This is a genomic window from Streptomyces sp. NPDC088746, from assembly GCF_044751065.1.
Classification (GTDB): domain Bacteria; phylum Actinomycetota; class Actinomycetes; order Streptomycetales; family Streptomycetaceae; genus Streptomyces.
The window spans coordinates 1205558-1230580 of record NZ_JBIVLA010000001.1 but is presented as its reverse complement, the minus strand read 5'-3'; the positions used below and the strand labels follow the sequence as shown (position 1 = coordinate 1230580).

Annotated in this window: 25 protein-coding genes; 9 read left to right on the top strand and 16 right to left on the bottom strand. The window is 71.8% G+C overall.

The window, feature by feature from the left end:
• Positions 1–189: 189 nt before the first annotated feature.
• The 4 genes from ACIP63_RS05785 to ACIP63_RS05770 are packed head-to-tail and all read right to left on the bottom strand — an operon-like array spanning position 190 to position 5989.
• Positions 190–1356: an acyl-CoA dehydrogenase family protein gene (locus ACIP63_RS05785; RefSeq protein ID WP_401511766.1), complete on the bottom strand. Its 1167-nt coding sequence runs from the start codon at positions 1354–1356 to the stop codon at positions 190–192.
• A 7-nt stretch (positions 1357–1363) separates the two neighbouring features.
• Positions 1364–2293 (bottom strand): hydroxymethylglutaryl-CoA lyase, encoded by a 930-nt coding sequence (locus tag ACIP63_RS05780; RefSeq protein ID WP_401512278.1) that lies wholly within the window; start codon positions 2291–2293, stop codon positions 1364–1366.
• A gap of 17 nt (positions 2294–2310) precedes the next feature.
• A complete protein-coding gene (locus ACIP63_RS05775; RefSeq protein ID WP_401511764.1) occupies positions 2311–4359 on the bottom strand; it encodes a biotin carboxylase N-terminal domain-containing protein in 2049 nt (682 codons plus the stop codon).
• Between the two features lie 13 nt (positions 4360–4372).
• Positions 4373–5989: a carboxyl transferase domain-containing protein gene (locus ACIP63_RS05770; RefSeq protein ID WP_393759068.1), complete on the bottom strand. Its 1617-nt coding sequence runs from the start codon at positions 5987–5989 to the stop codon at positions 4373–4375.
• A gap of 99 nt (positions 5990–6088) precedes the next feature.
• On the opposite strand from ACIP63_RS05770, the gene ACIP63_RS05765 reads away from it, so the two are divergent.
• Positions 6089–6703, top strand: coding sequence for a TetR/AcrR family transcriptional regulator (locus tag ACIP63_RS05765; protein WP_401511763.1), 615 nt, complete (start codon positions 6089–6091; stop codon positions 6701–6703).
• Between the two features lie 14 nt (positions 6704–6717).
• On the opposite strand, the gene ACIP63_RS05760 is transcribed toward ACIP63_RS05765, so the two are convergent.
• Positions 6718–7215, bottom strand: coding sequence for a MarR family winged helix-turn-helix transcriptional regulator (locus ACIP63_RS05760; protein ID WP_401511761.1), 498 nt, complete (start codon positions 7213–7215; stop codon positions 6718–6720).
• 98 nt (positions 7216–7313) lie between these two features.
• Between ACIP63_RS05760 and ACIP63_RS05755 the strand changes: the two genes are divergently transcribed.
• The gene (locus ACIP63_RS05755; RefSeq protein ID WP_401511760.1) at positions 7314–7703 is read left to right on the top strand and encodes an HGxxPAAW family protein; all 390 of its coding nucleotides are present in this window, start codon (positions 7314–7316) and stop codon (positions 7701–7703) included.
• An 82-nt stretch (positions 7704–7785) separates the two neighbouring features.
• Complete coding sequence (locus ACIP63_RS05750; protein ID WP_401511759.1) at positions 7786–8583, top strand: phosphatase; 798 nt, start codon at positions 7786–7788, stop codon at positions 8581–8583.
• 69 nt (positions 8584–8652) lie between these two features.
• Here ACIP63_RS05750 and ACIP63_RS05745 read toward each other — a convergent pair whose 3' ends face one another.
• The 9 genes from ACIP63_RS05745 to ACIP63_RS05705 all read right to left on the bottom strand — a co-directional run bounded on the left by ACIP63_RS05745 (position 8653) and on the right by ACIP63_RS05705 (position 17440).
• Positions 8653–9876 carry a cytochrome P450 gene (locus tag ACIP63_RS05745; protein ID WP_401511758.1) on the bottom strand — a complete coding sequence of 408 codons (1224 nt, stop codon included), beginning with the start codon at positions 9874–9876 and terminating at the stop codon, positions 8653–8655.
• Positions 9768–11087, bottom strand: coding sequence for a cytochrome P450 (locus ACIP63_RS05740; protein WP_401511756.1), 1320 nt, complete (start codon positions 11085–11087; stop codon positions 9768–9770). The genes ACIP63_RS05745 and ACIP63_RS05740 overlap by 109 nt, the downstream gene beginning before the upstream one ends.
• Positions 11084–11683, bottom strand: a complete 600-nt coding sequence (locus ACIP63_RS05735) for a GTP-binding protein (protein ID WP_401511754.1) — start codon at positions 11681–11683, stop codon at positions 11084–11086. The genes ACIP63_RS05740 and ACIP63_RS05735 overlap by 4 nt, the downstream gene beginning before the upstream one ends.
• Positions 11661–12011, bottom strand: coding sequence for a DUF742 domain-containing protein (locus ACIP63_RS05730; protein ID WP_401511752.1), 351 nt, complete (start codon positions 12009–12011; stop codon positions 11661–11663). Before ACIP63_RS05730 ends, ACIP63_RS05735 begins: the two co-directional genes overlap by 23 nt.
• Positions 12008–12430: a roadblock/LC7 domain-containing protein gene (locus tag ACIP63_RS05725; protein WP_103514904.1), complete on the bottom strand. Its 423-nt coding sequence runs from the start codon at positions 12428–12430 to the stop codon at positions 12008–12010. The genes ACIP63_RS05730 and ACIP63_RS05725 overlap by 4 nt, the downstream gene beginning before the upstream one ends.
• A complete protein-coding gene (locus ACIP63_RS05720) occupies positions 12427–13893 on the bottom strand; it encodes an ATP-binding protein (RefSeq protein WP_401511750.1) in 1467 nt (488 codons plus the stop codon). Before ACIP63_RS05720 ends, ACIP63_RS05725 begins: the two co-directional genes overlap by 4 nt.
• Before the next feature lie 503 nt (positions 13894–14396).
• Positions 14397–15356, bottom strand: coding sequence for a cation diffusion facilitator family transporter (locus ACIP63_RS05715; RefSeq protein ID WP_401511749.1), 960 nt, complete (start codon positions 15354–15356; stop codon positions 14397–14399).
• A gap of 29 nt (positions 15357–15385) precedes the next feature.
• On the bottom strand, positions 15386–16261 hold the full coding sequence (gene tesB / locus ACIP63_RS05710) for an acyl-CoA thioesterase II (RefSeq protein WP_401511747.1): 876 nt from the start codon (positions 16259–16261) through the stop codon (positions 15386–15388).
• Positions 16262–16282: 21 nt separating this feature from the next.
• Complete coding sequence (locus ACIP63_RS05705) at positions 16283–17440, bottom strand: acyl-CoA dehydrogenase family protein (RefSeq protein ID WP_401511745.1); 1158 nt, start codon at positions 17438–17440, stop codon at positions 16283–16285.
• Between the two features lie 266 nt (positions 17441–17706).
• On the opposite strand from ACIP63_RS05705, the gene ACIP63_RS05700 reads away from it, so the two are divergent.
• From ACIP63_RS05700 to ACIP63_RS05690, 3 genes are all read left to right on the top strand, one after another.
• A complete protein-coding gene (locus tag ACIP63_RS05700; RefSeq protein WP_401511743.1) occupies positions 17707–18171 on the top strand; it encodes an Asp23/Gls24 family envelope stress response protein in 465 nt (154 codons plus the stop codon).
• 350 nt (positions 18172–18521) lie between these two features.
• Complete coding sequence (locus ACIP63_RS05695) at positions 18522–19202, top strand: HEAT repeat domain-containing protein (RefSeq protein ID WP_401512276.1); 681 nt, start codon at positions 18522–18524, stop codon at positions 19200–19202.
• On the top strand, positions 19196–20200 hold the full coding sequence (locus ACIP63_RS05690; protein WP_401511741.1) for a MerR family transcriptional regulator: 1005 nt from the start codon (positions 19196–19198) through the stop codon (positions 20198–20200). Before ACIP63_RS05695 ends, ACIP63_RS05690 begins: the two co-directional genes overlap by 7 nt.
• Before the next feature lie 67 nt (positions 20201–20267).
• Here ACIP63_RS05690 and ACIP63_RS05685 read toward each other — a convergent pair whose 3' ends face one another.
• The gene (locus tag ACIP63_RS05685; protein ID WP_401511740.1) at positions 20268–21005 is read right to left on the bottom strand and encodes an SDR family oxidoreductase; all 738 of its coding nucleotides are present in this window, start codon (positions 21003–21005) and stop codon (positions 20268–20270) included.
• Between the two features lie 125 nt (positions 21006–21130).
• Here ACIP63_RS05685 and ACIP63_RS05680 point away from each other — a divergent pair, with 125 nt between their 5' ends.
• On the top strand, positions 21131–21694 hold the full coding sequence (locus ACIP63_RS05680; RefSeq protein ID WP_401511738.1) for a TetR/AcrR family transcriptional regulator: 564 nt from the start codon (positions 21131–21133) through the stop codon (positions 21692–21694).
• 25 nt (positions 21695–21719) lie between these two features.
• On the opposite strand, the gene ACIP63_RS05675 is transcribed toward ACIP63_RS05680, so the two are convergent.
• Positions 21720–22514: an IclR family transcriptional regulator gene (locus tag ACIP63_RS05675; protein WP_401511736.1), complete on the bottom strand. Its 795-nt coding sequence runs from the start codon at positions 22512–22514 to the stop codon at positions 21720–21722.
• Between the two features lie 131 nt (positions 22515–22645).
• Between ACIP63_RS05675 and ACIP63_RS05670 the strand changes: the two genes are divergently transcribed.
• The gene (locus ACIP63_RS05670; protein ID WP_401512275.1) at positions 22646–23584 is read left to right on the top strand and encodes a 5-dehydro-4-deoxyglucarate dehydratase; all 939 of its coding nucleotides are present in this window, start codon (positions 22646–22648) and stop codon (positions 23582–23584) included.
• Positions 23581–24888 (top strand): glucarate dehydratase family protein, encoded by a 1308-nt coding sequence (locus tag ACIP63_RS05665; RefSeq protein WP_401511734.1) that lies wholly within the window; start codon positions 23581–23583, stop codon positions 24886–24888. Before ACIP63_RS05670 ends, ACIP63_RS05665 begins: the two co-directional genes overlap by 4 nt.
• Positions 24889–25023 lie beyond the last annotated feature (135 nt).

Sequence of the window (25023 nt, the reverse complement as noted above, 5' to 3'; positions counted from 1 at the left end):
GGCGCCCGCTGACGATTCGAAGGGAAGGCTAGCCTAACCTCACATGTCGTGGGCGGGGAGGGCAAGGGGGGCTGCCGTTCCGTTACCGACCCACGGGAAAGCCGCCTCCCCCCGTGACCAGGGAAGGCGGCTGTCGTGGACGTCCGCGCTCAGCCGGTGGCCGGCTGAAGGCAGGCATCTGCTCGCGTGTCAGGCGTCCATGCCCAGCTCCCGGGCGATCAGCATCCGCTGGACCTCGCTCGTGCCCTCGCCGATCTCCAGGATCTTGGAGTCGCGCCACATGCGGGCCACCGGGTATTCGTTCATGAAGCCGTAGCCGCCGTGGATCTGCGTCGCCTCGCGGGCGTTGTCCACCGCCACCGTCGAGGAGTACAGCTTGGCGATCGCCGCCTCCTTCTTGAACGGCTCGCCGGCCACCAGCCGCGAGGCCGCGTCCCGCCAGCCGACTCGGGCCATGTGCGCCCGCGTCTCCATGTCCGCGATCTTGAACTGGATGGCCTGGTTGGCGCCGATCGGCTTCCCGAAGGCGTGCCGCTCCTTCGCGTACTTCAGGGACTCGTCCACACAGCCCTGCGCCAGACCCGTCGAGAGCGCGGAGATCGCGATCCGGCCCTCGTCCAGGATCCGCAGGAACTGCGCGTAACCACGGCCCTCCTCGCCCAGCAGGTTCGCCGCCGGGACCCGGACGTCGGAGAAGGACAGCTCACGGGTGTCCGAGGCGTTCCAGCCGACCTTGGAGTACGGGGCGGCCACCGTGAAGCCGGGGGTGCCCGACGGGACGATGATCGCGGAGATGCGCGGGGTGCCGTTCTCCTTGCGGCCGGTGACCGCCGTCACCGTGACCAGCTCCGTGATGTCCGTACCGGAGTTGGTGATGAAGCACTTGGAGCCGTTGATCACCCACTCGCCGGCGGCCTCGTCCAGCACGGCCGTCGTCCGCGTCCCGCCCGCGTCCGAGCCGCCGTCCGGCTCCGTCAGGCCGAACGCGCCGAGCGCCTCGCCCGCGCACAGCTTCGGCAGCCACCGCCGCTTCTGCTCCTCGGTCCCGAACCGGTAGACCGGCATGGCGCCGAGCGAGACACCCGCCTCCAGCGTGATCGCCACGGAGGAGTCGACCCGGGCCAGCTCCTCCAGGGCGATCCCGAGGGCGAGGTAGTCGCCGCCCATGCCGCCGTACTCCTCGGGGAAGGGCAGGCCGAACAGGCCCATGCGCCCCATCTCCCGCACGATCTCGTACGGGAACTCGTGGCGCTCGTAGAAGTCGCCGATCTTCGGGGCGATCACATCGTGTGCGAACTCCTCGACGGTACGGCGCAGTTCCTCGTGCTCGGCTGTCAGCCGGTGGTCAAGGGACATGGGTCGTTCACTCCTTGTGGGACAGCGCGCGGACGGTACGGGAAGGGCTCGGGCGGCCCAGCTGTTCGGCCATCCACACGCTTGTGGCGGTGAGTGCGCCGAGATCGACCCCGGTTTCGACACCGAGGCCGTCGAGCATCCACACGAGATCCTCGGTGGCGAGATTTCCTGTCGCGCTCTTCGCGTACGGGCAGCCGCCGAGGCCGCCGGCCGAGGCGTCCACCGTCGTCACACCGTGCTGGAGCGCGGCCAGGGTGTTGGAGAGCGCCTGGCCGTACGTGTCGTGGAAGTGCACCCCGACCGTGCCGGTGGGGACCCCCGCCCCGTTCAGCGCGGTCAGCAGCGCCGTCACATGGCCCGGGGTGGCCACGCCGATCGTGTCGCCGAGGGAGAGCTCGTCGCAGCCGAGGTCCGTCAGCGCCTTCGCGACCCGCACGACCTGCGCGACGGGCACGGCCCCTTCCCACGGGTCCCCGAAGCACATCGACAGATAGCCGCGCACATGCACCCCGGCCGCCTTCGCCCGGGCCACCACCGGCTCGAACATGGCGAGCGACTCGTCCACCGTGCGGTTGAGGTTGCGGGCGGCGAACGTCTCCGTCGCCGAGCCGAACACCGCGATCCGGCGGGCACCGAGCGCGAGCGCCCGGTCCAGGCCGCGCTCGTTGGGCACCAGGACGGGCAGGGCCACGTCCCCGGCCTCCGCGATGTCGCCGAGGAGCGGGAACAGCTGTTCCGCGTCGGCCAGTTGGGGCACCCACTTCGGGTGGACGAAGCTGGTCGCCTCGATCGTGGAGAGCCCGGCCTCCGCGAGACGGCGGATGAACTCCGCCTTCACCCCGGTCGGTACGACGGACTTCTCGTTCTGCAGTCCGTCACGGGCGCCGACCTCGTGGATACGTACCCGGGCGGGCAGCCCCGGGGCGGGCACCGTCATGGGCAGTCCGGTGTCGGTCACGCTTCCTCCCTCGGGGCCACCACGGCCAGGATCTGGTCCATGGCGACCGTGGCACCGGCGGTGACGTCCAGCTCGGTGACGGTCCCGGCGTGCGGGGCGGAGATGACGTGCTCCATCTTCATCGCCTCGACGACCAGCAGGCTCTGACCGGCCACGACCTCGTCCCCGACCGCCACCTTCACCACCGTGACGGTCCCGGGCATGGGCGCGGCGAGCGTGTCGGCGCCCGAACGCGCGGCGCCGCTCAGGGACGCCTCCACCGGGTCGTGGTCCTGGACGTGCCAGGCGTCCCCGTCCCGGCCGAGCCAGACCCCCTCCGGGGACGGCGCCAGGCTGAACGTGTGGGTCAGGCCGTCGAGTTCGACGACGAGGCGCCGCCCGGAGGCCTCCACCAGCCGGGACCTCTCCGCACCGGGCAGCGAGGGCACCGGACCGCACGCGTCCGCGGGCTCCCGCCGGTCCCCGGCGTGGCCGAACGTCAGCGCCGCCGTGGCCCCCGCGCCCGTACGCAGCCCTACGCGCACCGGGTCATGGCCGGGGACACGGAAGTGGTGGAAGGTTTCCGCGGGGGTGCCGCCCAGCCGCCAGCCGCTGGGGACCGAGAACGGATCGACCCAGCCGCCGGCCGGAGCGGGGGACGGCTGCCGCAGCAGCGCCGCCGCCGCGTACACCTCCTCCGGCACCCCGTCCGGCACCAGGCCGTCCGCCTCCCGCTCCACGAGGCCGGTGTCCAGATCGCCCGCCGCCACCGCCGGATGGGCCAGCAGCCGCCGCAGGAACCCGGCGTTCGTCGGGACGCCCAGCACCACCGTGTCCGCGAGCGCCGCCCGCAGCCGGCGCAGGGCGGTCGCCCGGTCGGGGCCGTACGCGATGACCTTCGACAGCATCGGGTCGTACGTGCTGCCGATTGGCACGCCCTCGCTGAGCCCCGAGTCGGTCCGCACCCCGCCGCCCTGCGGCTCGTGCAGTGCCAGCACCGTGCCGCCGGACGGCAGGAAGCCGCGCGCCGGGTCCTCGGCGCAGACCCGGGCCTCGACGGCGTGCCCGGTGAGCGTGATGTCCGCCTGGCCGTACGGAAGTTGCTCGCCGGAGGCGACCCGCAGCTGCCATTCCACCAGGTCGAGCCCGGTGATCAGCTCGGTGACCGGGTGCTCGACCTGGAGACGGGTGTTCATCTCCATGAAGAAGTACGAGGAGGGGTCGCTGCCCGGGACGATGAACTCGACCGTGCCCGCGCCGACGTATCCGCAGGACCTGGCGGCCTGCACGGCCGCCTCACCCATCGCGGCCCGGGTCGCCTCGTCGAGCAGGACCGAGGGAGCCTCCTCGATGATCTTCTGGTGACGCCGCTGGAGCGAGCACTCGCGCTCGCCGAGGTGCACCACGTTGCCGTGGCCGTCGGCCAGGACCTGGATCTCGATGTGGCGCGGCCGGTCGATCCACCGCTCCACGAGGAGCGTGTCGTCGCCGAACGAGGCCCGCGCCTCGCGCCGGGCCGCCGCGATCTCGTCGGCGAGCAGCGCCTCCTCGCGCACGAGCCGCATGCCCTTGCCGCCGCCGCCCGCCGACGGCTTCAGCAGGACGGGCATCCCGATCTCCCGGGCGGCCGCGCCCAGTCGGTCGTCGGTGAGTCCGCTCCCGGAGGAGCCGGGCACGACCGGCACCCCGGCCGTGGCGACGGTCTCCTTGGCGCGGATCTTGTCGCCCATCAGCGAGATCGCGGAGGCGGGCGGGCCGATGAAGACCAGCCCCGCCTCCGCGCACGCCTGGGCGAAGCCCGCGTTCTCCGCGAGGAAGCCGTAACCCGGGTGGACCGCCTCGGCGCCCGTGCGGCGGGCGGCGTCCAGCAGCCGCTCCACCGACAGATAGCTCTCGGCGGCGGGCGCCGGCCCGATCCGTACCGCCGTATCCGCCTCCCGGACGTGCCGGGCGTCCGCGTCCGCGTCGCTGAAGACGGCGACCGACCGCACGCCGAGCTCGCGCAGGGTCCGGATGACCCGGACCGCGATCTCGCCACGGTTGGCGACCAGAACAGTGCTGAACATGGAAGTCCTCACATCACATCCGGAAGACGCCGAAACTGGGCTCGCCCAGCGGGGCGTTGGCACACGCGGTCAGGGCGAGACCCAGCACCTGCCGGGTCTCCACAGGGTCGATCACGCCGTCGTCCCAGAGCCGGGCGGTGGCGTAGTAGGCGTTGCCCTGCTGTTCGTACTGCGCGCGGACCGGGTCCTTGAAGGCCTCTTCCTCCTCGGCGGGCCACTCCTCGCCGCGCCCCTCGATCTGGTCGCGCTTGACGGTGGCCAGCACCGAGGCGGCCTGCTCGCCGCCCATGACCGAGATCTTGGCGTTCGGCCACATCCACAGGAAGCGCGGCCCGTACGCCCGGCCGCACATGGAGTAGTTCCCCGCGCCGTACGACCCGCCGACCACGACGGTCAGCTTCGGCACCCGCGTGCACGCCACGGCCGTGACCATCTTGGCGCCGTGCTTGGCGATGCCCCCGGCCTCGTAGTCCCGGCCGACCATGAAGCCCGAGATGTTCTGGAGGAAGACCAGCGGGATGCCCCGCTGGTCGCACAGCTCGATGAAGTGGGCGCCCTTCTGGGCGGACTCCGAGAACAGGATGCCGTTGTTGGCGACGATGCCGACCGGATGGCCGTGGATCCGGGCGAAGCCGGTGATCAGCGTCTGGCCGTACTCCGCCTTGAACTCCTGGAAGCGGGAGCCGTCCACCACGCGGGCGATGACCTCCCGCACGTCGTAGGGCGTACGTGAATCGACGGGCACCGCCCCGTACAGGCCCGCCGGGTCCGCCTTCGGCTCCTCGGCCGGCTCCACGGACCAGGGGAGCGGCCCGCGGCCGGGGAGGGTCGCGACGATGTTCCGCACGATCCGCAGCGCGTGCGCGTCGTCCTCGGCGAGATGGTCGGTGACCCCGGACGTCCGGGAGTGCACCTCGCCGCCGCCCAGCTCCTCCGCCGTGACGACCTCACCCGTGGCCGCCTTCACGAGCGGGGGGCCGCCCAGGAAGATCGTGCCCTGGTTCCGGACGATGACGGCCTCGTCGCTCATGGCCGGGACGTACGCCCCGCCCGCCGTGCACGAACCGAGCACCGCCGCGATCTGCGGGATGCCGGCGCCCGACATCCGGGCCTGGTTGTAGAAGATCCGCCCGAAGTGGTCCCGGTCGGGGAAGACCTCGTCCTGCATCGGGAGGAACGCGCCCCCCGAGTCCACCAGGTACAGGCAGGGCAGCCGGTTCTCCAGGGCCACCTCCTGGGCGCGGAGGTGCTTCTTCACCGTCATCGGGTAGTACGTGCCGCCCTTGACGGTCGCGTCGTTGGCGACGATCACGCACTCCCGGCCGCTCACCCGCCCGATCCCGGCGATCACCCCGGCGGCCGGCGCCGCGCCCCCGTAAAGCCCCTCGGCCGCGAGCGGTGCCAGCTCCAGGAAGGGCGAGCCCGGGTCGAGCAGCGTGTCCACCCGCTCCCGGGGCAGCAGCTTGCCGCGCGCCACATGCCGGGCGCGGGCCTTCTCACCCCCGCCGAGCCGTGCCGTGGCGAGCCGCGTGCGCAGCTCCTCGGCGAGCGCGTGATGCGCCGCCTCGTTGGCCTGCCAGGCCTCCGAGGCGGGATCGGCCGCGCTCACCAGGACCGGTGCCTGCTGCATCCTGTCGAGCCCCCTTGCCCGTACCGCGATAGTTAATGAGCGTTAACGCATGGTGCTCAGGTTAACGAGCGCTAACCCGCCTGTCTAGAATGAATCCTCATGAGCACCCATGCCGCCGCCCGTGTCGCGGCTCCCACCCGCCGCGAGCAGATCCTCCGGGAGGCTGCCCGCCTCTTCGCCGAGCGCGGCTTCCACGGTGTCGGGGTCGACGAGATAGGGGCGGCGGTCGGCATCAGCGGCCCCGGCCTCTACCGTCACTTCCCCGGCAAGGACGCGATGCTCGCCGAACTGCTCGTCGGCATCAGCGAGCGCCTGCTGGCCGGCGGGAAGCTGCGTGTCACGGAGGGCGGCGCCTCCCGCGACGGCTCCCCGGACGCGCTCCTGGACGCGCTCATCGAGGGCCACATCGACTTCGCCCTGGACGACCGCCCCCTGATCACCCTCCACGACCGCGAGCTGGACCGCCTGCGTGACACCGACCGCAAGCGCGTGCGCCAGCTCCAGCGGCAGTACGTCGAGGTCTGGGTCGAGGCCGTACGCGCCCTCTACCCGGGCCTCGCGGAGAACGAGGCCCGGGTCACCGTCCACGCGGTGTTCGGCCTGCTGAACTCCACCCCCCACCTGACCCGCCCCGAAGCGCTCCCGGGCAGGGCCGCCACGGCCGCCCTGCTGCACCGGCTGGCGCGTGGGGCCTTCGAGGCGGCGGCCTCGTAAGCGCGGGGGAGCGGTCAGGCGCCGCTCCCGTCCGTCCCGCCCCTGATCTCGTCGAGCGACTCCTGCATGGCCGACCGCGCGCGGGTGAACCAGTCCGCCAGTACGGCGATCTCGTCCGGCCCGTAGTCGGCGAAGAGGCTGCCCAGGCGGGCGTAGAACGGCCCGTACACCTCGAGGACGCGCGCCTGCGCCGATTCCTCCATCACCACCCGCACCCGGCGTCTGTCGCCGGCCACGGCCTGACGCCGGGCGTAGCCCGCCTTCTCCAGGCGGTTGAGCACGCCCGTCACCGCGCCCGTCGTCAGGCGTGCCCGCTCGGCGAGGTCGCCGGCGGTGAGCGGCGTGCCGGCCAGGGCGGCCTCCATCACGAAGCCGAGGCAGGTCAGGTCGGTGGTGTTGAGGCCAAGCCGCCCGGCGATGTCGTGCTGCCCGAACTGCGCGAGCGCGATCATCCGGTCCATCGCCTGGAGCGCCTGGTCGGCCGTCGCCTCCGGGCGCTTCTTGCCGTCCACGCAAAATCCCCTTAGCATCTAAGTTACTTAGCTCGTAAGTTATTGGCGCCGGGTCGTCGGGATCCGGTCGCTGAACTATCACACCCTGAGGAGCCGACGTGAGCGCACACGGTGACCACGACCTGGGCCACACCGTGGCCGGCTGGACCGGTACGGCCATCGGCGTCCTGGGCTCCGCGGTGCTGGGGGCGGCCGTCATCGCCACGTCCGCCACGCTGCTGTGGCTCGGGCTCGCGGTCCTCGTGCTGGCGGCCGCGACCTGCTGGGCCCTGCATCTGGCCGGCTGGGGCAAGCCCACCGGGCCGCGCCCGCCGAGCCGCCAGGACTGGCGGTCCCGCGACACCGCCGCCCGGATCGGGCACCCCGGCTGCCTCGGGTGCCGGATGGCGGGAAGGGGCGGGGTCCCCGCCGGGTCCGCCGAGGACCCCGTCCCGCCGCTCGACGGGCGGGTCCTGCCCGGGGCGCGGGTGCGGGCAGGATCCGCGTAGGCGCGCGGCGCACCGTGCCGCGGAGGATTCCGCCGTACGAGACACCGGGCACACAGCGCGTCGCCGACGGCACAATGGGTGCATGCCGATACCCAGCCGCGCCGAACTCGTCGAGCACCTCGTCCGCACACGTATCGCGGGCGACGTCGCCACTCCCCGCGACAACAACCTCTCCCACTACCGCCAGCTCGCCAACGGCAACCGCCACTTCTGGCTGGGGCTGGAGCTCGGCGACCGGTGGACCGACGAGCAGGACGTCCTCGCCGTGATGGCCGAGAGATGCGGGGTCAACGACGACCCGGAGCACCGCCAGGGCCAGGACACCATCGACCCCGAGCTGACGGTCGACGCCCTCGACCGGATGGCCGCACGGCTGCGGAAGGCGGCGGCCGACGGGGAACGGGTGCTGTTCGCCACCGGCCACCCGGGCGGGCTGCTCGACGTGCACCGGCAGACCGCGGACGCGCTGCGGGCGGCCGGATGCGAGATCGTACGGATCCCCGGCGGCCTGATGGCGGACGAGGGCATGGTCTTCCAGTTCGCGGACGTCGCCGTCCTGGAGCGCGGCGCGACCCTGTGGCACACGCACTCACCGGTGCCGATGGCCGCCATCCTGGACGGCCTGGAGCGCGAGGGCCGGCCCCGGCCCGACCTGGTCGTGGCCGACCACGGGTGGGCCGGGTGCGCCGGGCAGCGCGGGATCGACTCGATCGGCTACGCGGACTGCAACGACCCCGCGCTCTTCCTGGGCGAGGCCGAGGGCACCCTCCAGGTCACCGTGCCGCTCGACGACCACGTCACCGACCCCCGCTTCTACGACCCGATGACCGACTACCTGCTGGACGCGGCCGGGCTGTTCCCCGCCGAGCACCGGGGGTAACGACAGCGGGAGGGAGTCCGGCCGGCCGGTGGACGACCGCCGCCGGCCGGACTGTTGCCTCTCCGGTTCTCAGGCCGGGGTGGGACGGCCCAGCGTGACGTCGATGCGTTGGGCGCCGTTGACGATGAACGACTCGACGGAGGGCAGGTCCGCGGCGGGGGTCGCCAGGGAGAGGTCCGGGTACCGGGCGAACAGGGTGGTCAGGGCGACATCGGCTTCCAGGCGCGCGAGCGGTGCGCCGAGGCAGAAGTGGACGCCGTAACCGAACGCCAGGTGCTCCCGGCCGAACCGGTCGATGTCGAACCGGTCGGCGTCCGGGCCGTGCTGGGCCGGCTCCCGGCCCGCCGCGGCGTAGGACGCGAGGATCGCCTCCCCTTGGGCGATGCGCTGCCCGTCCGGGAGGTCGATGTCCTCGACGGCGTAGCGCAGGGGCAGATGGGCCACGCTCGGCTCCCAGCGCAGGGTCTCCTCGACGACGTCGTTCCAGCGCTTCGCACCGGCCTCGGTGACCTTCTGGAGCTGCTCGGGGTGTTCCAGCAGGGCGCGGACGGCGTTGCCGATGAGGTTGACGGTGGTCTCGAAACCGGCGCTGATGATGAGCAGCAGGGTGTCGGTCAGCTCGGCTTCGCTCAGACGCGTGCCGTCGTCGTCGCGGGTGGCGATCAGGACACTGGTCAGGTCGTCCCCGGGGTTCTGCCGCTTGCTCGCGATGAGTCCGGTCAGCATCTGCTGGAGCTCCGCGAAGTTCGACGCGGCGTCCTCGATGGTCGTGTCGAAGACCTTCTCGACCAACTGGGCCATGCGCGGCCGGAGTTCCTCCGGCAGCCCGAACAGATGGCAGATGACCTGCATCGGCAGCGGGTGGGCGAACGAGCTGCGCAGGTCCGCCTTGCCGTCGGAGTCGACCGCCACGTCGTCCAGCAGTCGATCGGCGATCTCCTGGATGACGGGCCTCAGCGCCTCGATGCGGCGTGCGGTGAACGCGGGGGTGACGAGTTTGCGCAGGCGGCGGTGGTCCGCCCCCGCCGCGGTGAACATGTTGGAGACCGCCACCCAGGTGTACACCCACATGTCCGGGGTGATCTCGCCGCGCTGCCAGACGGCCCAGGCGCGGGGGTCCTTGGTCACGCGGTCGTCGGTCAGGAGCTCCTTGAGGAGCGAGTGGCTGGTGACGGCCCAGGCGTCTATGGCGCCGGGGAGTACGACCCGGGCCGCCGGTCCGCGCTCGCGGAGGAGAGCGGACTCTCCGTGGATGTCGCGACCGGCGGGGTCGAGGACGAGGGGCTGCTCCATGGGGTGACTCCAGTTTTCTGCGGCGTGATGGGACCGAAGCGGGCCGGGAGGTGTGCCAGTGCGCGGTGGAAGGGGCCGGGGCGCCATTGCAGGCTCTCGCGGGGTACGGCGAGTTCGAGGTCCCCGAGGTGGCTGGTGAGCCTCTCGATCGCGGTGATCGCGATGAGCAGGGCGGGCTGCTTGACGGGACAGGCGTGCGGACCGGAGGACCAGGCGAGGTGCGCGCCGCCGTCGGTGCGCTCGCCGCCGTCGTGACCGTCCGGGGTCGTGTTCGCCGCGTGGTACGAGATGAGCACGAGGCTGTCGGCGGGGATCCAGGTGCTGCCGATCTGCATGTTGCGCCGCGGGTAGTGCGCGCTGTAGTTCGCCATCGGCGGCTCGTGGCGCAGCACGTCGTTGATGGCGTCGCGGGCGGTGCGGGCGCCGTTGGAGAGGCTGCTGTAGTAGTCCGGATTGGACAGCATGCGCGACAGCGCGTTCGAGATCAGGTTCGTGGTCGGCTCCTGCCCGGCAGCCATCGTGAGGATCACCTGGTGGGCGAGTTCCTCCGGCGCCAGACCGGCGGGGTGGTCCATGAACCAGCTCGTCAGGTCCTCGCCGCGCTGCCGCACCTTGAGCGCGATGAGTTCGTCCATGTACCGGCCGAAGTCCTCGTTCGCCTTGATCGCGTGCTCGGGCTCGGACTCGAACAGGCCGCCCATGGCGGCCACCAGACGGGGCCCGTCCTCGGGCGGCATGCCGAACATCGCGTTGAACAGCACCAGCGGCAGCGGGCGGGCGTACTGGCCGACCAGGTCGACCTCACCCGCCTCGGCGAAGTCCTGGATCAGACCGTCCGCGATCTCGGCGACCTGCCGGCGCAGGTCGTGCGGCTCGATCCGGCTGAAGCTGTCGGTGATGACCGACCGGTAGCGGCGGTGCTCGGCGCCGTCGTTGAACAGCGCGTTGGGCCGCCACCCCATCATCGGCTTCACCGGCGAGTCGGCCGGGAGGCCGCTCTCCCAGACCCGCGGGTCCTTCGACCAGACCTCGGGGTTGTTGAGTATGGCGAGAGCGGCGTCGCGGTCGGTGACGAGATAGCCGCTGACGCCCGGGGACACCTCGACGGGGGCGACCGGCCCGAACGCGCGCAGGCGGGCGTACACACGCCCGGGATCCGCGGCGAAGTCCGGGCTGTGCAGGGGGACGGCCAGGGGCAGGTAGGTGCTCATGAGGCTTCCAGGACGGGGTGGGCGGCGAGCAGGTGGGTCACCAGCGCGATCAGTACGTCCACGGCCGACGACGTCTCGCGGGCGTCGCAGACGACCAGCGGGGTGTGCGGCTCCAGGTCCAGGTGGTCGCGGAGTACCTCGGGCGGGTAGTCGGGCGAGTCGGGGAAGTTGTTGACGGCCACGGCGTAGGACAGCCCCTGCTGCTCGATCATGTCGATGACGTCGAACGAGTCGTCGAGACGGCGGGTGTCGACCAGGACCACCGCACCCAGGGCGCCGCGCGCGATGTCCTCCCAGAGCGGCTTGAACCTCTTCTGGCCCGGGGTGCCGAACAGGTAGAGGACCAGGTCACCCGGGAGCGTCCTGCGGCCGAAGTCGATGGCGACCGTGGTGGTGGCCTTGTCCCGGACACCGGCGAGATCGTCGGCCGCCGCACCGGCCTGGGTCATGACCTCCTCGGTGTGCAGCGGCGCGGTCTCGGAGAGCGTGTTGATCAGCGTCGTCTTCCCGACGCCGAAGGGTCCCGTCACCACGATCTTCACCAGCGTCTGCTCGTCGCTGTCGAGGAAGGTGTTATCGGATACTGCGGAGTCCATCGAGCACCTTCTCTAGCAGCTGGGGATCGTGCGCCTTCGCTTCGGGGATGGGGGCGCGGGCGTGCAGGTGCGAACTGTCGACGAGATCCGCGACGAGGACGCGCACCAGGCTCACCGGCAGCGCGAGGCGTGCGGCGACCTCGACCAGCGCCAGCGGGCCGCCCCGGAGGAGTTCGACCAGCCGGCGCTGGGCGTGCGTCAGGTCGTCCACGGCGGTGACGCCGGTGGACGACAGCAGCGTCAGGCGGTCCAGCGTGTTGCGCGTCGGCTGGACGCTGTCGGTGGCCAGGAACGACGGCACCAGCCGCCGGCGGGGGGCCGGCGTCATCCCCGGGCCCGCGCAGGTGAGTTCATCACCTTGTCGCCGAGCTTCGAGACCTGCACCTGCATCGCGTGGGCGATGACGCCCATGTCCACGGTCGGCTGCGCGAAGACCGCCATGACCGTGTTGTCGCCCGCGGGGATCAGGAAGGCGAACCCGTAGTTCGTGCTGACCACCACCTGGTGCAGTACGGGGCTCTCCTCCTGCCCCGCCAGTTTCCTGACCAGCTCCTTGCAGGCGCCCTGGACGGCCGACGCCATGGCGGAGGCGCCCTCCCCGGCCTCCCGGGTGAGGGCCTGGGTGGCGCCCTGGATCATCCCGTCCCCGGAGAGGACCAGAGCGTGCACGACCCCCGGCACCTCCAGGAGCGGGGTGAGCACCCAGGACATGTCCCTGAGAAGGGGGCGCTTGGGAACGACGGTCATGACTGCGTGCCTTCTTCCTGGTCGGTGTGCGCGTCCTCGAATCCGCGCATGGTGCCGGTCTGCCAGGCGCCCCACGTCCGGGCCGCCTGGTCCGGGCTGATCGCGGGCACCGGGTCCGGGCCCTGCTGGGCGGGCCGGTCCGTGTCCTGAGCGGCCCGCTGGCGTCGCCGCCGCGGCAGGTCGATCGCCCCGGCGGGCCCGGTGGCCGGTGACGGCGCGGGGCTCTCCTGCCTGGGCGGCTCCGGCTTGCGCAGGGCGGGGGACATGGCCGACATGGGCTGGGCCACCTCATCCATCAGCATCAGCAGGTGATCGGGGATGAACGCCACGGCTCGCACGCCGCCGTACGACGAGGGCTTGTCCACCGTGACGGTGAAACCGAACTGCTGCACAAGGCGGCCGATCGTGGCGAACCCCGCGCGGGGCGGATCTCCCAGATGGGTCAGCAGGACACCCTCCTGACCGGACAGCATGCGCGCGGCGAACTCACGCTCCTCGTCCGTCATGCCGACGCCGGGGTCGTCGATCACGACGCACGCCCCCGCCTGCACCTGATGCAGGCTGACGTCGACGGGCCGCGTGCCCTGAGGCGTGTGGTGCACCGCGTTGGAGAGCAGCTCGGCGACGATCACGGCGAGCGGCTCCACCGCCCGCGCCACCACCCCGACCGGGTCGGAGAGCTGGCTGGTGATCTGGACGCGCTGGTAGCCCGCGATGCGGGACTGAGCTCCGGCAACGATGTCACCCAGGTGGGAGTCGTCCCGTGTCAGCCCCGGCCACGCCCCGCAGAGCACCCCGGTCGCCTGGATCTGCCGGAGGTTCTCCTCGTTCGTGCGGTCCATCGACACCAGCCGTTTCGCGATCTCCGGATCGTCGAAGGTGAACTGCGCCTCCTCGATCATCTCCTGGAGGCGGTAGGACTTGGCCTGGATCTCGGCGGTGGTGGCCCGCAGCACGGCCTGGGCGCCGGCGTCGACCCGCTGCTCGGTGTCGACGACGACCTGGGCGACCTGGTTCAGGGCCCGTTCCAGGAGGGTCCCGATGTCGGTGTGGGTGAGCGCCGGGTCCTGCGTTCCGGGGACCGGCACATGACGGTGCCTCAGGTGCGTGACGAGGGCAGGCAGCCGGGTGTCGACGAAGTACGCCAGCTCCCCGCTGATCCGGCCGCTCTGCTGCTCGGCGGCGAGTCTGGCGCGCTCGGCTTCCTGCGCCTCGGCGAGGAGGGCCGCTTCCATCGACCGGTAGCGGGCCTCCGAGGCCTGTGCCGCCGCCTGTGCACCGGACCGCGCCTCGGTCTCCAGCGCCTGGTACCTGCCGGCCGCGGTTCGTGCTTCGGTGCGAGCCTCAGCACGCAGTGCCGCGTTCGAACGGCGCGTGCGGAGGAGGAGGAGCGCCAGGGCGAGGGCGGCGGCCGTCATGGCCAGCGCCAGTACCCAGGGGCCGGCCTCCGATATGTGCGTCATCACAAAGGTCCTCAGTGGATGGGGGGATGCGCCTGCCCGCGCGCGGCCAGGGCTAGTTGAGGCAACCCTGAGAAGGACATCGGTTCCTGGCCGCAGATGCAATAAATCCGCTGATCATGGCTTGAATTCGAGCCCTCGGACAATTTCAATCAGCACCGAGTTATTTCAAAAATTGACATGAAAGGTAAAAAGGTACATGGGCAGAATGTGGTGCGCCGCTCGCGCACACCCAACGGAAACATCCCCATTTGACACACTGTGGCCCGCAGGGGCGGCTGCGGCGTGTGGCCACACGTGCGCAGCGAGGCGTGCGGGTCTCACGTCGGACGCATTCCCGCATGGCGGTGAGTAAGGTCGATCACCGGCGTGGGGGCGGCAGGCGGGGCGGAACGTGCGGTGTCCTGGCCGATCTCGCCGCCGAATGTTCTGTCGGACGCGCCTCTGGCTGGATCTGGCCCGTAGCGGACAGTGGTCCGGGGGCGTGGCGGCTGCCCGCTCCCTCTTCAGTCGTCGGCGCGCGCCGCCAGGCGCTGGGCGCGCCCCGGTGTCGGATCCAGGTACACCCGCTGGATCGACGGGTACCGCTCCCGCAGCTGCTGCTCCGCCTCCTCGCACGCCCACTCGATCTGCGCGGCCGTCGACGCGTCCCGGAAGTCGATCTTCGCCGCGATCAGCATCTCCGACGGCCCCTGGATCAGCGTGGTCAGCTCCACCACCTCGACGATGTGCGGCACGGACAGCAGCTCCTCGCGCACCCCGTCCCGCATCCCGGCCGGGAGCGGACGGCCGATCAGCAGCTGGGCGTTGGACCGGCAGAGCACCCAGGCCACGTACACCAGCAGTACGCCGATGAGGACGGAGGCGATGCCGTCCCACACCCCGGAGCCCGAGAGCTGCCCGCCGAGCAGGCCGCCGGCCGCCAGCAGCAGCCCGGCCAGCGCCGCCGAGTCCTCCATCACCACGGCCTTGACCGCCGTGTCGGGGGTCCGGCGCAGATAGCGCGGCGCGGGCATCCGGAGCCGCGCGGCCTCACCGCGCACCTGCCGGACACCCGTACGCAGCGAGAAGCCCTCCAGCAGGAAGGCGACCGCGAGCACGATGTACGACACGAGCGGATCGCCGAGCTCCTCGCCCTTCAGCAGGGTGTGGATGCCGTCGTAGAGGGAGAACACCGCGCCGCCGACGAACGTCGCGACCGCCGCGAGCATCGCCCAGATGTACCGCTCGGGGCCGTAGCCCAGCGGATGGTCCTCGTCCGCGGGCTTCTCGCTGCGCTTCAGCGCGGTGAGGAGCATGACCTCGGTGACGGTGTCGGCGACCGAGTGCGCTGCCTCCGAGAGCATGGCGCTCGAACCGCTGATCAGCCCCGCCACCAGCTTCGCCACGGCGATGCCGAGATTGGCGACCGCCGCGACGACGACGGTGAACGTGGACTCGCTGCCGCCGGACCCGTCGTCACTCATGGGGGGCAGTATGTCCGAATACGCGGGCTTCAGTCCCTCGGGACGCGAACCAGGCCCTCCTGGATGACCGTGATGGCCAGCTTCCCGTCCGCCGTCCAGATCCTGGCCTGGCCGAGACCGCGCCCGCCGGACGCGGAGGGCGACTCCTGGTCGTACAGCAGCCACTCGTCCGCCCGGAAGGGGCGGTGGAACCACATCGCGTGGTCGAGGCTGGCGCCCACCACGTCACCGACCGACCAGCCGCCGCGCCCGTGGGCGAGCAGCACCGAGTCGAGCAGCGTCATGTCGGAGACGTACGTCGCCATGCAGACGTGCAGCAGCGGGTCGTCCGCCAGCTTGCCGTGGGTCCGGAACCAGACCTGGGAGCGCGGCTCGCGCGGTTCACCGGCGGTGGCGAACGGCGGGGCGTCCACATACCGCAGGTCGACCGCGGCGCGGGCCTCCAGCAGCCGGTCCACCATGCGCGGGTCCGTGAAGCGGTGTGCGTACCGGGGCAGCATCTCCGCCGCGGTCGGCAGGGTCTCCGGGTCCGGGGCCGGGGGCATGACGGCCTGGTGGTCCATGCCCTCCTCGTGCACCTGGAACGACGCCGAGAGGTGGAAGATCGGCTTGCCGTGCTGGACGGCGACGACCCGGCGGGTGGTGAAGGACCGCCCGTCGCGGATCCGGTCCACGCTGTAGACGATCGGCGCGCCGGGGTCCCCGGGGCGCAGGAAGTACGCGTGCAGGGAGTGGGCCCCCCGGTCCTCGGGGACCGTACGCCCGGCGGCGACCAGGGCCTGGGCCGCGACCTGGCCGCCGAAGACGCGGGGCACGACCGCGGAACGGCTCATGCCCCGGAAGATGTCCTGCTCGATCTGCTCCAGGTCGAGCAGATCGAGCAGGGATTCAAGTGCTGCGCTCATGAAGGAGAAACGTAGCCGTTCTCAGAGGCCCATGGACTTGGCGATGATCGACTTCATGACCTCGCTGGTGCCGCCGTAGATGCGGTTGACCCGGTTGTCCGTGTAGAGGCGGGCGATCGGGTACTCGTTCATGAAGCCGTAGCCGCCGTGCAGCTGGAGGCAGCGGTCGATCACGCGGTGCGCGACCTCGGTGCAGAACAGCTTCGCCGAGGCGGCCTCGGCGGGGGTGAGCTCACCGGCGTCCAGGGCCTCGATCGCCCGGTCGCAGACGGCCTCGGCCGCGTCGACCTCGGCCTTGCAGGCGGCCAGCTCGAACTTGGTGTTCTGGAAGGACGCGACGGTCTTGCCGAAGACGGTGCGGTCCTGCGTGTACTGCTGGGCGAAGCGCACGGCGGCGGCGGCCTGCGCGTACGCGCCGACGGCGATGCCCAGGCGCTCCTGGGGGAGGTTCTGGCCGAGGTAGGAGAAGCCCTTGTTCTCCTCGCCCAGCAGGTCCTCGACGGGCACCTTGACGTCCACGAAGGCCAGTTCGGCGGTGTCGGAGACCTTCAGGCCCAGCTTGTCGAGCTTGCGGCCGACCGAGTAGCCCTCGGACTTGGTGTCGACCACCAGGAGCGAGATGCCGTGGCGGCGGTCGTCGGCCTTGGGGGCGTCGGTGCGGGCGCAGACGATGACCTTGTCGGCGTGCACGCCACCGGTGATGAAGGTCTTGGCGCCGTTGAGGACGTAGTGCGTGCCGTCCTCGGAGAGCTTGGCGGTCGTCTTCATGCCGGCCAGGTCCGAACCGGTGCCCGGCTCCGTCATGGCTATCGCGTACATGGACTTGCCGGAGACGAAGTCCGGCAGCCAGCGCTTCTTCTGCTCCTCGGTGGCGTACGCCTTGAGGTACGGCAGGCAGAGCAGGACGTGCACGCCGGAGCCGCCGAAGGAGATGCCCGCGCGGGCGGTCTCCTCGTACAGGATCGCCTCGAACTTGAAGGACTCCACGCCCGCGCCGCCGTACTCCTCGGGCACCTCGATGCCGAAGATGCCCAGCTCGGCGAGCTTGTAGTAGAAGTCGCGGGGCGCCTGGCCGGCCGCGAACCACTCGTCGTAGACGGGGACGACCTCGGACTCGATGAAGGCGCGGATGGTCTCCCGGAACGCCTCGTGGTCCTCGTTGTAAACCGTACGGCGCACGGGATGCCTCCTGGTGTCAGCTTCAGCGTCGGTCGCGGTGGCTAAGCGCTTGCTCAGTCCTGGTCAAAAGTTACCCGGCGGTCACGGTGGCTGTCCAGGGTGACGCTGAGCACGGTCGGCTCCACCGGGCGCCCGGTCGCGGAGCGTGGCCGCCACGAGCGCTGTGTACGCCTCGATGGCGGGCTGCGGCGGGCAGGCGCACAGTGAAATGAGGAGCCGACGGGGACGCGAGCAGCCTCGTCGCATCAATTCTCTGTGAGGCAGTCATGGCTGATGTCGGGACCCAGGGCGGGAGTTCAATCGCGGACAGGAGCACGGGGCAGGCCGGGCGCGGCACGACGACCATCGCCGACGGCGTCGTCGCCACCATCGCCGGAATCGCCATTCGCGAGACCGACGGCGTGCATTCGGTCGGCCGCGGGGCTTCGAAGGCCATAGGCGCGGTCACCGGACGGAGGTCGGGGTCCTCCGGGGCCGGGCGTGCCGTCAAGGTGGAAGTGGGCGAGAAGCAGGCCGCGATCGACGTCGACGTGGAGGTGGAGTACGGCGTCCAGATCCACAAGCTGGCCGAACGGATCAGGGCCCAGGTGACGGACGCGGTGGAGTCGATGACCGGTCTGGAGGTCGTCGAGATCAACATCTACGTCTTCGACGTCCACGTGCCGGACGAGGACGAGGACGAGGAGGACGAGGACGACCGCTCGGGCCGGGCCTCCGCGCGGGTTCGGTGAGAGCACCGCGAGGACGGCGTCGCCCGGGACCTCCGGTGGCGCGCGCCGACGCCGCGCCGGGCCTCCGGCCGGCCGAAGGCGCGTGGATCTCCGGTCGGCCTGACCCCGGCGCCGCGCTCCCGCCCGCGCCCTGAGGTGCTTCCGGGCCTCGGCGGCGTACCGCCTGCCCGTGTGCCGGGACACCCCGGTCCCCCTGTAGTGCCGTCGCGGCCCTTCATGCCCGGCCGCCGCCTCCCGGGGCCTCCGCCGCCATGTGCGCGCGGAGGCCTTCCGCCGTTCCGGGCGCGGCGGTCCGGGTTGACCTTGACACGGTGACAAGGACTTCGATCCAGGGCGAGGAGGTGGTCACGATGACGATCACGGGACAGGACACGGAGGCGGAGCGAGCGCTCCGGGCGCTGGAGGACGGCCGCTCGTCCGTGCGGCTGCGGGCCGCTCTGGCGGTCGGCACGGCGCCCGACCCGCGCTTCGTCGGCACGCTCGTCGAGCGCTGCGCGATCGAGCCCGAGTTCTTCGTCCGCGACATGCTGACCTGGGCGCTCACCCGCCATCCGGTGCCGGCGACGCTCCCCCGGCTGATCCGCGAGGTCGGCTCGGAGCGTTCGCAGGCGCGGAGCCAGGCACTGCACACGCTGTCGAAGATCGGGGACCGGCAGGCGTGGCCGGTGATCACACCGGCACTGCTGGCCGACGCCGACGACGAGGTGGCGCGGAGCGCCTGGCGGGCCGCGGTCGTGCTGGTGCCGGAAGGCGAGGAGCCCGCCCTGGCCGCGGCGCTGGCAACCCAGCTCGGGCGCGGTGGGCGGGAGACGCAGCTGAGCCTCAGCCGGGCGCTGGTCGCGCTGGGTGAGGTGATCCTGCCGCCCGTGCGCGCGGCGACGGCGGCCCCGGAGCCGCACGTGCGCGCGCACGCGCTGGCCACGCGACGGCTGCTGCGCGACCCGGACGCCGGATTCGGGTACGCGATCGAGGAGGCGAAGCGCGCCGTGGCTCTCGGCGGGTCCGGCCCGGGGGACGATGGAGCGTGCTGATCGGTGAGGTGGCGCGACGGTCCGGGGTGAGCGCCCGCATGCTCCGGCATTACGAGTCGCTCGGCCTGGTCCGGCCCGCCGGCCGGACGGGCTCCGGTTATCGGGAGTACTCCGGGGAGGACATCCGGCGGATCTTCCAGATCGAGAGCCTGCGGTCACTGGGTCTCTCGCTCCGTGAGATCGGGCGCGCGCTCGACGATCCCGGCTTCACGCCCGCGGCGCTCGTCGACGACCTCATCGGCAGGACACGCGAACGCATCGCGGCCGAGACCGAGCTGCTCACACGGCTGCGCCGGATCGATGCCGCGGATCCCGAGGTCTGGGAGGACGTCCTCCAGGTCGTCGCGCTCCTCCAGGCGCTGGGCTCGAAGAGCGCCGGTGTACGCCAGAGCGCGGCCCTCTCCTCGGGTGACGAGGTCCCGGTGCCCGTGGAGGCCCTGGCCGAAGCGGCGTTGCGCGAGACGGAGCCGAACGTCGCGGGAGCTCTTCGGTGGGCCCTGGCGCGATCGGGCGACGGAGCGACGGCGCTGCTGGCGGAGGGCCTCGGCTCACCGGTGGCCGAGGTGCGCGAACGCGCCGTCCGCTCCCTCGCCGAGATGCCCGGCGCCGAGGCCACGGAGTGGCTGAGCCAGGCCCTCGCCGCCCCCGACGCCGGGGTGCGCGGGTATGCGGCACTGGCGCTCGGGGCACGGGGCGTGGCCGAAGCGGTCCCCATGCTCGTCGACATGATCGTGGAGGGAAGGAACGACATCGACGCGGCCGACGCGCTGAGCACACTGGCGGGCGACACCGCCACGGCCGACCGGATCGCGACCATGCTCGTCGACCGCCTCGCCCACGAGGCCACCGACGCGCCCGGACGCGGACGGCTGACCCAGGCGCTCGCCGCCGTCCCCGGGGCGAAGGCGTCGGACGCCCTCGTGGAGCTGTCGCACGACGAGGACCGTCCCGTCGCGCTGACCGCGACGTACCTCCTCCGGCTGCGCGACGAGCGGTGAGGCGGCCGGCTCAGGGGGGGGCGGTCGGCTCAGGGCTGGGCGGTCGGTTCAGGGCTGGGCGGTCGGCTCAGGCCTGGGCGGTCGGCCGGACGACGATCTCGTTGACGTCGACGTCGTCGGGCTGCTCGATCGCGAACCGGATGGCACGCGCGACCGCCGCCGGCGGGATGGCCGTCTCCTCCTTCGACTCGTTCATCCGCGCACGCAGGTCCGCGTCCGGCACGGAGTCGACGAAGTCGGTGGCCACGAATCCCGGTGAGACCGCGGAGACCCGGATCGACGGCCCGGCCTCCTGCCGCAGGCCCTCGGTGAGAGTGCGCGCGGCGGCCTTGGAGGCCGAGTAGACGGCCATGGTGGGCACCGTCCGGTAGGCCGCGGTCGACAGGGTGTGCACGAACTGGCCGTGCCCCTGCCTCCGGAAGACGGGGAGGGCTGCCGCGATGCCGTACAGCAGTCCCTTGACGTGCACGTCGATCATCGCGTCCCAGTCGTCCACCCGCAGGTCGTCGAGGGGCGACACCGGGCCGATCCCCGCGTTGCCGACGAGGACGTCCAGCCGGCCGAAGCGTTCACGGGCGAGCTCCACCAGCCGTGCCGGGTCCTCGCGGCGGGTGACGTCGACCGAGGTGAACGCCACCTCGCACCCCTTCTCCCGCAGCTCGTCGGCCAGGGCCGCGAGCCGTTCCTCCCGGCGGGCGCCGAGCACGAGCTTCGCCCCGCCCTCCGCCAGCAGGCGCGCGGTGGCGGCGCCGATCCCGCTGCTCGCCCCTGTGATCGCCACGACCTTGCCCTCGGTTCCAGGCATGCCGAATCTCCGTCCAAGACGCTCTAGACTGTTAAGCGGACACGTGTCCAGTACGGATTCCACGGTAGCGGACATGTGTCCGTATAAGCAATCGGTGCCCGTAGGCCCGGGACGAGGGAGAGCCGATGACGGAGCCACGCCGCCGCGCCACGCGGTCGGACGCGCAGGACAACAGGGCGCGCATCATCGACACCGCGCGCACCGCGTTCACCGAAACCCCGGACGCGACCCTCCAGTCGATCGCGAAGGCGGTCGGCATCGGCCAGGGCACCATGTACCGGCACTTCCCCAACCGCGAGGCACTGCTCGTCGCCGTCTACCGGGAGGACGTCGAGGCCCTCGTCGACGCCGCCCCCGCCCTGCTCGCGGAGCACGAACCGCTGGCCGCGCTCCGCCTCTGGTTCGGCCGCCTCGCCGCCTACGGCCGGATCAAGCACGGCGCGTCCCTGGCCGTCGAGGCCGCGACCCGCGCCGACCTGGGCAACGAGTACTACGCGCCGGTCATCGCCGCACTGGACCGGCTGCTGACCGCCTGCAAGGAGGCGGGGGAGCTGCGCCCCGACGCCGACGCCGACGAGGTCCTGCTGCTGGTGTCGTTCCTGTGGAAGGCCGACGGGCCCGACTGGCAGGAACGCGGCGAACGCATGCTCGCCATCGTCATCGACGGCCTGCGCGCCGGGCGGCCGTAGCGGGACGTCGCCGGGGTGGCGGGCTTCAGCGCCAGTGCGCCGCCCCGCTCCCGGTGGGAACCGCCGCTTCCGTCTTCGCCCGGATCTCCCGCATCACCGCCACGATCCGCTCCTCGTGCTCCGGTGTCAGCCGGGCCACGGGTACCGAGCAACTGACGGCGTCCTGCGGCGGGTTGTCGTACCGCAGGGCGAACCCGAAGCCGACGAGCCCGGATACGCCCTCTTCCCGGTCCACCGCGTAACCGCGCGCCCGGATCTCCGCGAGGTCGGCCAGCAGGGTGCCCCGGTCGGTGTGGGTGTTCGGCGTCAGCGCCTCGTAAGGCCCCTCGGGCAGTTCCCCGTCCGGTCGCTCGGCCAGCAGCGCCTTGCCCAGTGCGCCCACGTGCGCCGGCAGCCGCCGTCCGACGCGGCTGATCGTCCGCAGGTACTCGTGCGACTCCCGGGTCGCGAGATAAGCCACGTCACGGCCGTCCAGCCGTCCCATGTGGATCGTCTCGCCCAACGCCTCGGAGGCCTCGTCGAGATACGGCCGAACCGCCCTCAGCCGGGGATCGGAATCCAGGTAGCTGGTGCCGGTGAGCAGGGCGTGGATGCCGATGCCGTACAGGGAGCCGGTCAGGTCCGTGCGGACCCAACCGCGTGAGATCAGCGTCTGGAGGAGCGCGTACATCGAGCTGCGCGGCACTCCCAGCTCGTCCGCCAGCTCCTGGAGGCGCGCCGGACGGTCGCCGCGTGCCGCCAGGACCTCCAGCAACTCGACCGTGCGTGCCGCGGACTTCACCTCGCGGACGCCGCCCGCCTCTCCCCTTGTGTCAGGCATGCACCGATCGTAATCGGGCTCGGAGAAGGGTGGTGCACACCCATTGACGCCCTGCGGTTCACCTCCCTAATCTCCATCCTCATACATGGATGACGTCTACATGGGGAGATGACGTGAGTCTCGACACCGGCATGGAGGCCGCGGAGGCCGTGGCACGACGGCTGCGGAACGGGATGGCGGGCGGCGTGCTCTCCTTCCCGCTGACCAGCTTCCACCAGGACGGATCCTTCGACCCGGACGGCTACCGCGACTACGTGGCGGAGCAGCTCGCCACCGCCCCGGGGGCCGTCTTCCCCGCCTGCGGCACCGGCGAGTTCTTCTCGCTGGACGAGAACGAGTACCGACAGGCCGTCACGATCACCGTCGAGGAGGCGGCCGGCCGCCTCCCAGTCGTCGCCGGCACCGGCTACGGCTGGGCGCAGGCCGCCCGGTTCGCCCGCATCGCCGAGGAAGCCGGAGCCGACGCGCTCCTCGTCCTGCCGCACTACCTCACCGCCGCCCCGCAGGACGGGCTGGTCGCCCAGCTCCAGCACATCGCCGCCCGCACCCGGCTCCCGCTCATCGCCTACCAGCGCGGCCAGGTCACCTACACCGCCGACTCGCTCCGCCGCATCGCCCGCATCCCGGGCGTCATCGGTGTCAAGGACGGCCACAGCGACCTCGACCGCCTCCAGCGCCTGACCCTCGCCGCCCCTGACGGCTTCCTGTTCTTCAACGGCGCCGCCACCGCCGAGATCCAGGCCCGCGCCTACGCCACCGTCGGCGTCCCCGCCTACTCCTCCGCCGTCCACGCCTTCGCGCCCGAAATCGCGAACGCCTTCTTCGCCGCCCTGCGCGACGGCGACTCCGGCGCCGTCGACAAGCTGCTGCGCGACTTCTACGTCCCGCTCGTCGAGCTCCGTGACCGCGTCCCCGGATACGCCGTGTCGCTGGTGAAGGCCGCCGCCCGGCTGCGCGGCCGGGCCGTCGGGCCCGTGCGCGCCCCGCTCACCGACCCCTCGGCCGCCGACCTGGCCGAGCTCAAGACCCTGCTCTCCACCGGACTCGACCTCGTAGGAGCCTCCCTGTGACCCGAAACCTCACCATCACGGACGTGACGCTGACCCCGATCCTGGTCGCCGACCCGCCGCTGCTGAACACCGCGGGCGTCCACCAGCCGTACACCCCGCGCCTGATCGTGGAGGTGGTCACGGCCGACGGGACCACGGGCCTCGGCGAGACGTACGGCGACACCAAATACCTGGAGCTGGCCCGGCCCCTCGCCGAGCAGCTGATCGGCCACCAGGTCAGCGACCTCAACGGCCTGTTCGGCGCGGCCGACGAGGTCGCCGTCGACGCCGCCCGGGTCACCGGCCAGGTCGACGTCGGCGGACTGCGCGGCGTCCAGACCGCCGACAAACTGCGCCTCTCCGTGGTCTCCGCCTTCGAGGTCGCCTGCCTCGACGCCCTCGGCAAGGCGCTCGGCCTGCCGGTGCACGCGCTGCTCGGCGGCAAGGTGCGGGACGCCGTCGAGTACAGCGCGTACCTCTTCTACAAGTACGCCGCTCACCCCGCAGGCCCGTCGGGCGAGCCGTCCGGCGAGGAGGACGGGTGGGGCGCCGCCGTCGATCCCGCCGGAATCGTCCAGCAGGCCCGCACCTTCACCGAGCGGTACGGCTTCACCTCCTTCAAGCTCAAGGGCGGCGTCTTCCCCCCGGCCGAGGAGATCGCCGCGGTCAAGGCCCTCGCCGCCGCCTTCCCCGGCCACCCGCTGCGGCTGGACCCGAACGGGGCCTGGTCCGTGGAGACCTCCCTGGAGGTGGCCGAGGAGCTACGGGACGTCCTGGAGTACCTGGAGGACCCGGCGACCGGCGTCCCGGCCATGGCCGAGGTCGCCGCGAAGTCCGGCGTGCCGCTCGCCACCAACATGTGCGTGACGACGTTCGACGAGATCAAGGAGGCGTTCACCCAGGGCGCCGTCCAGGTCGTCCTCTCCGACCACCACTACTGGGGCGGCCTGCGCAACACCCAGCAACTGGCCGCCATCTGCAGCACGTTCGGCGTCGGAGTGTCCATGCACTCCAACACCCATCTCGGCATCAGCCTCGCCGCCATGACCCATGTGGCCGCCACCGTCCCCGGCCTCCGCCACGCCTGCGACTCCCACTACCCCTGGCAGTCCGAGGACGTCCTCACCGAGCGTCTCACCTTCGACGCCGGGAAGGTCGCCGTCTCCGACGCACCCGGCCTCGGCGTCGAACTCGACCGGGACAAGCTCGCGTTCCTCCACCAGCGGTGGCTCGACGACGACGGCACGTACAAGGACCGGGACGACGCGGCCGCGATGCGCGTCACCGACCCGCAGTGGGTCGCCCCGTCCGTGCCGCGCTGGTAACCGTCTCCCACCTCCTCGTCCCCACCGCACCGACGGCGAGCAGTTACCGCCGCGGGTGCGGCGGTGGTCCGGCCGCACGAAGGAGTGCCGCTCGTGTCCGCAGTTCCCCCCACCCCCGAAGTCCAGCACCCGGCC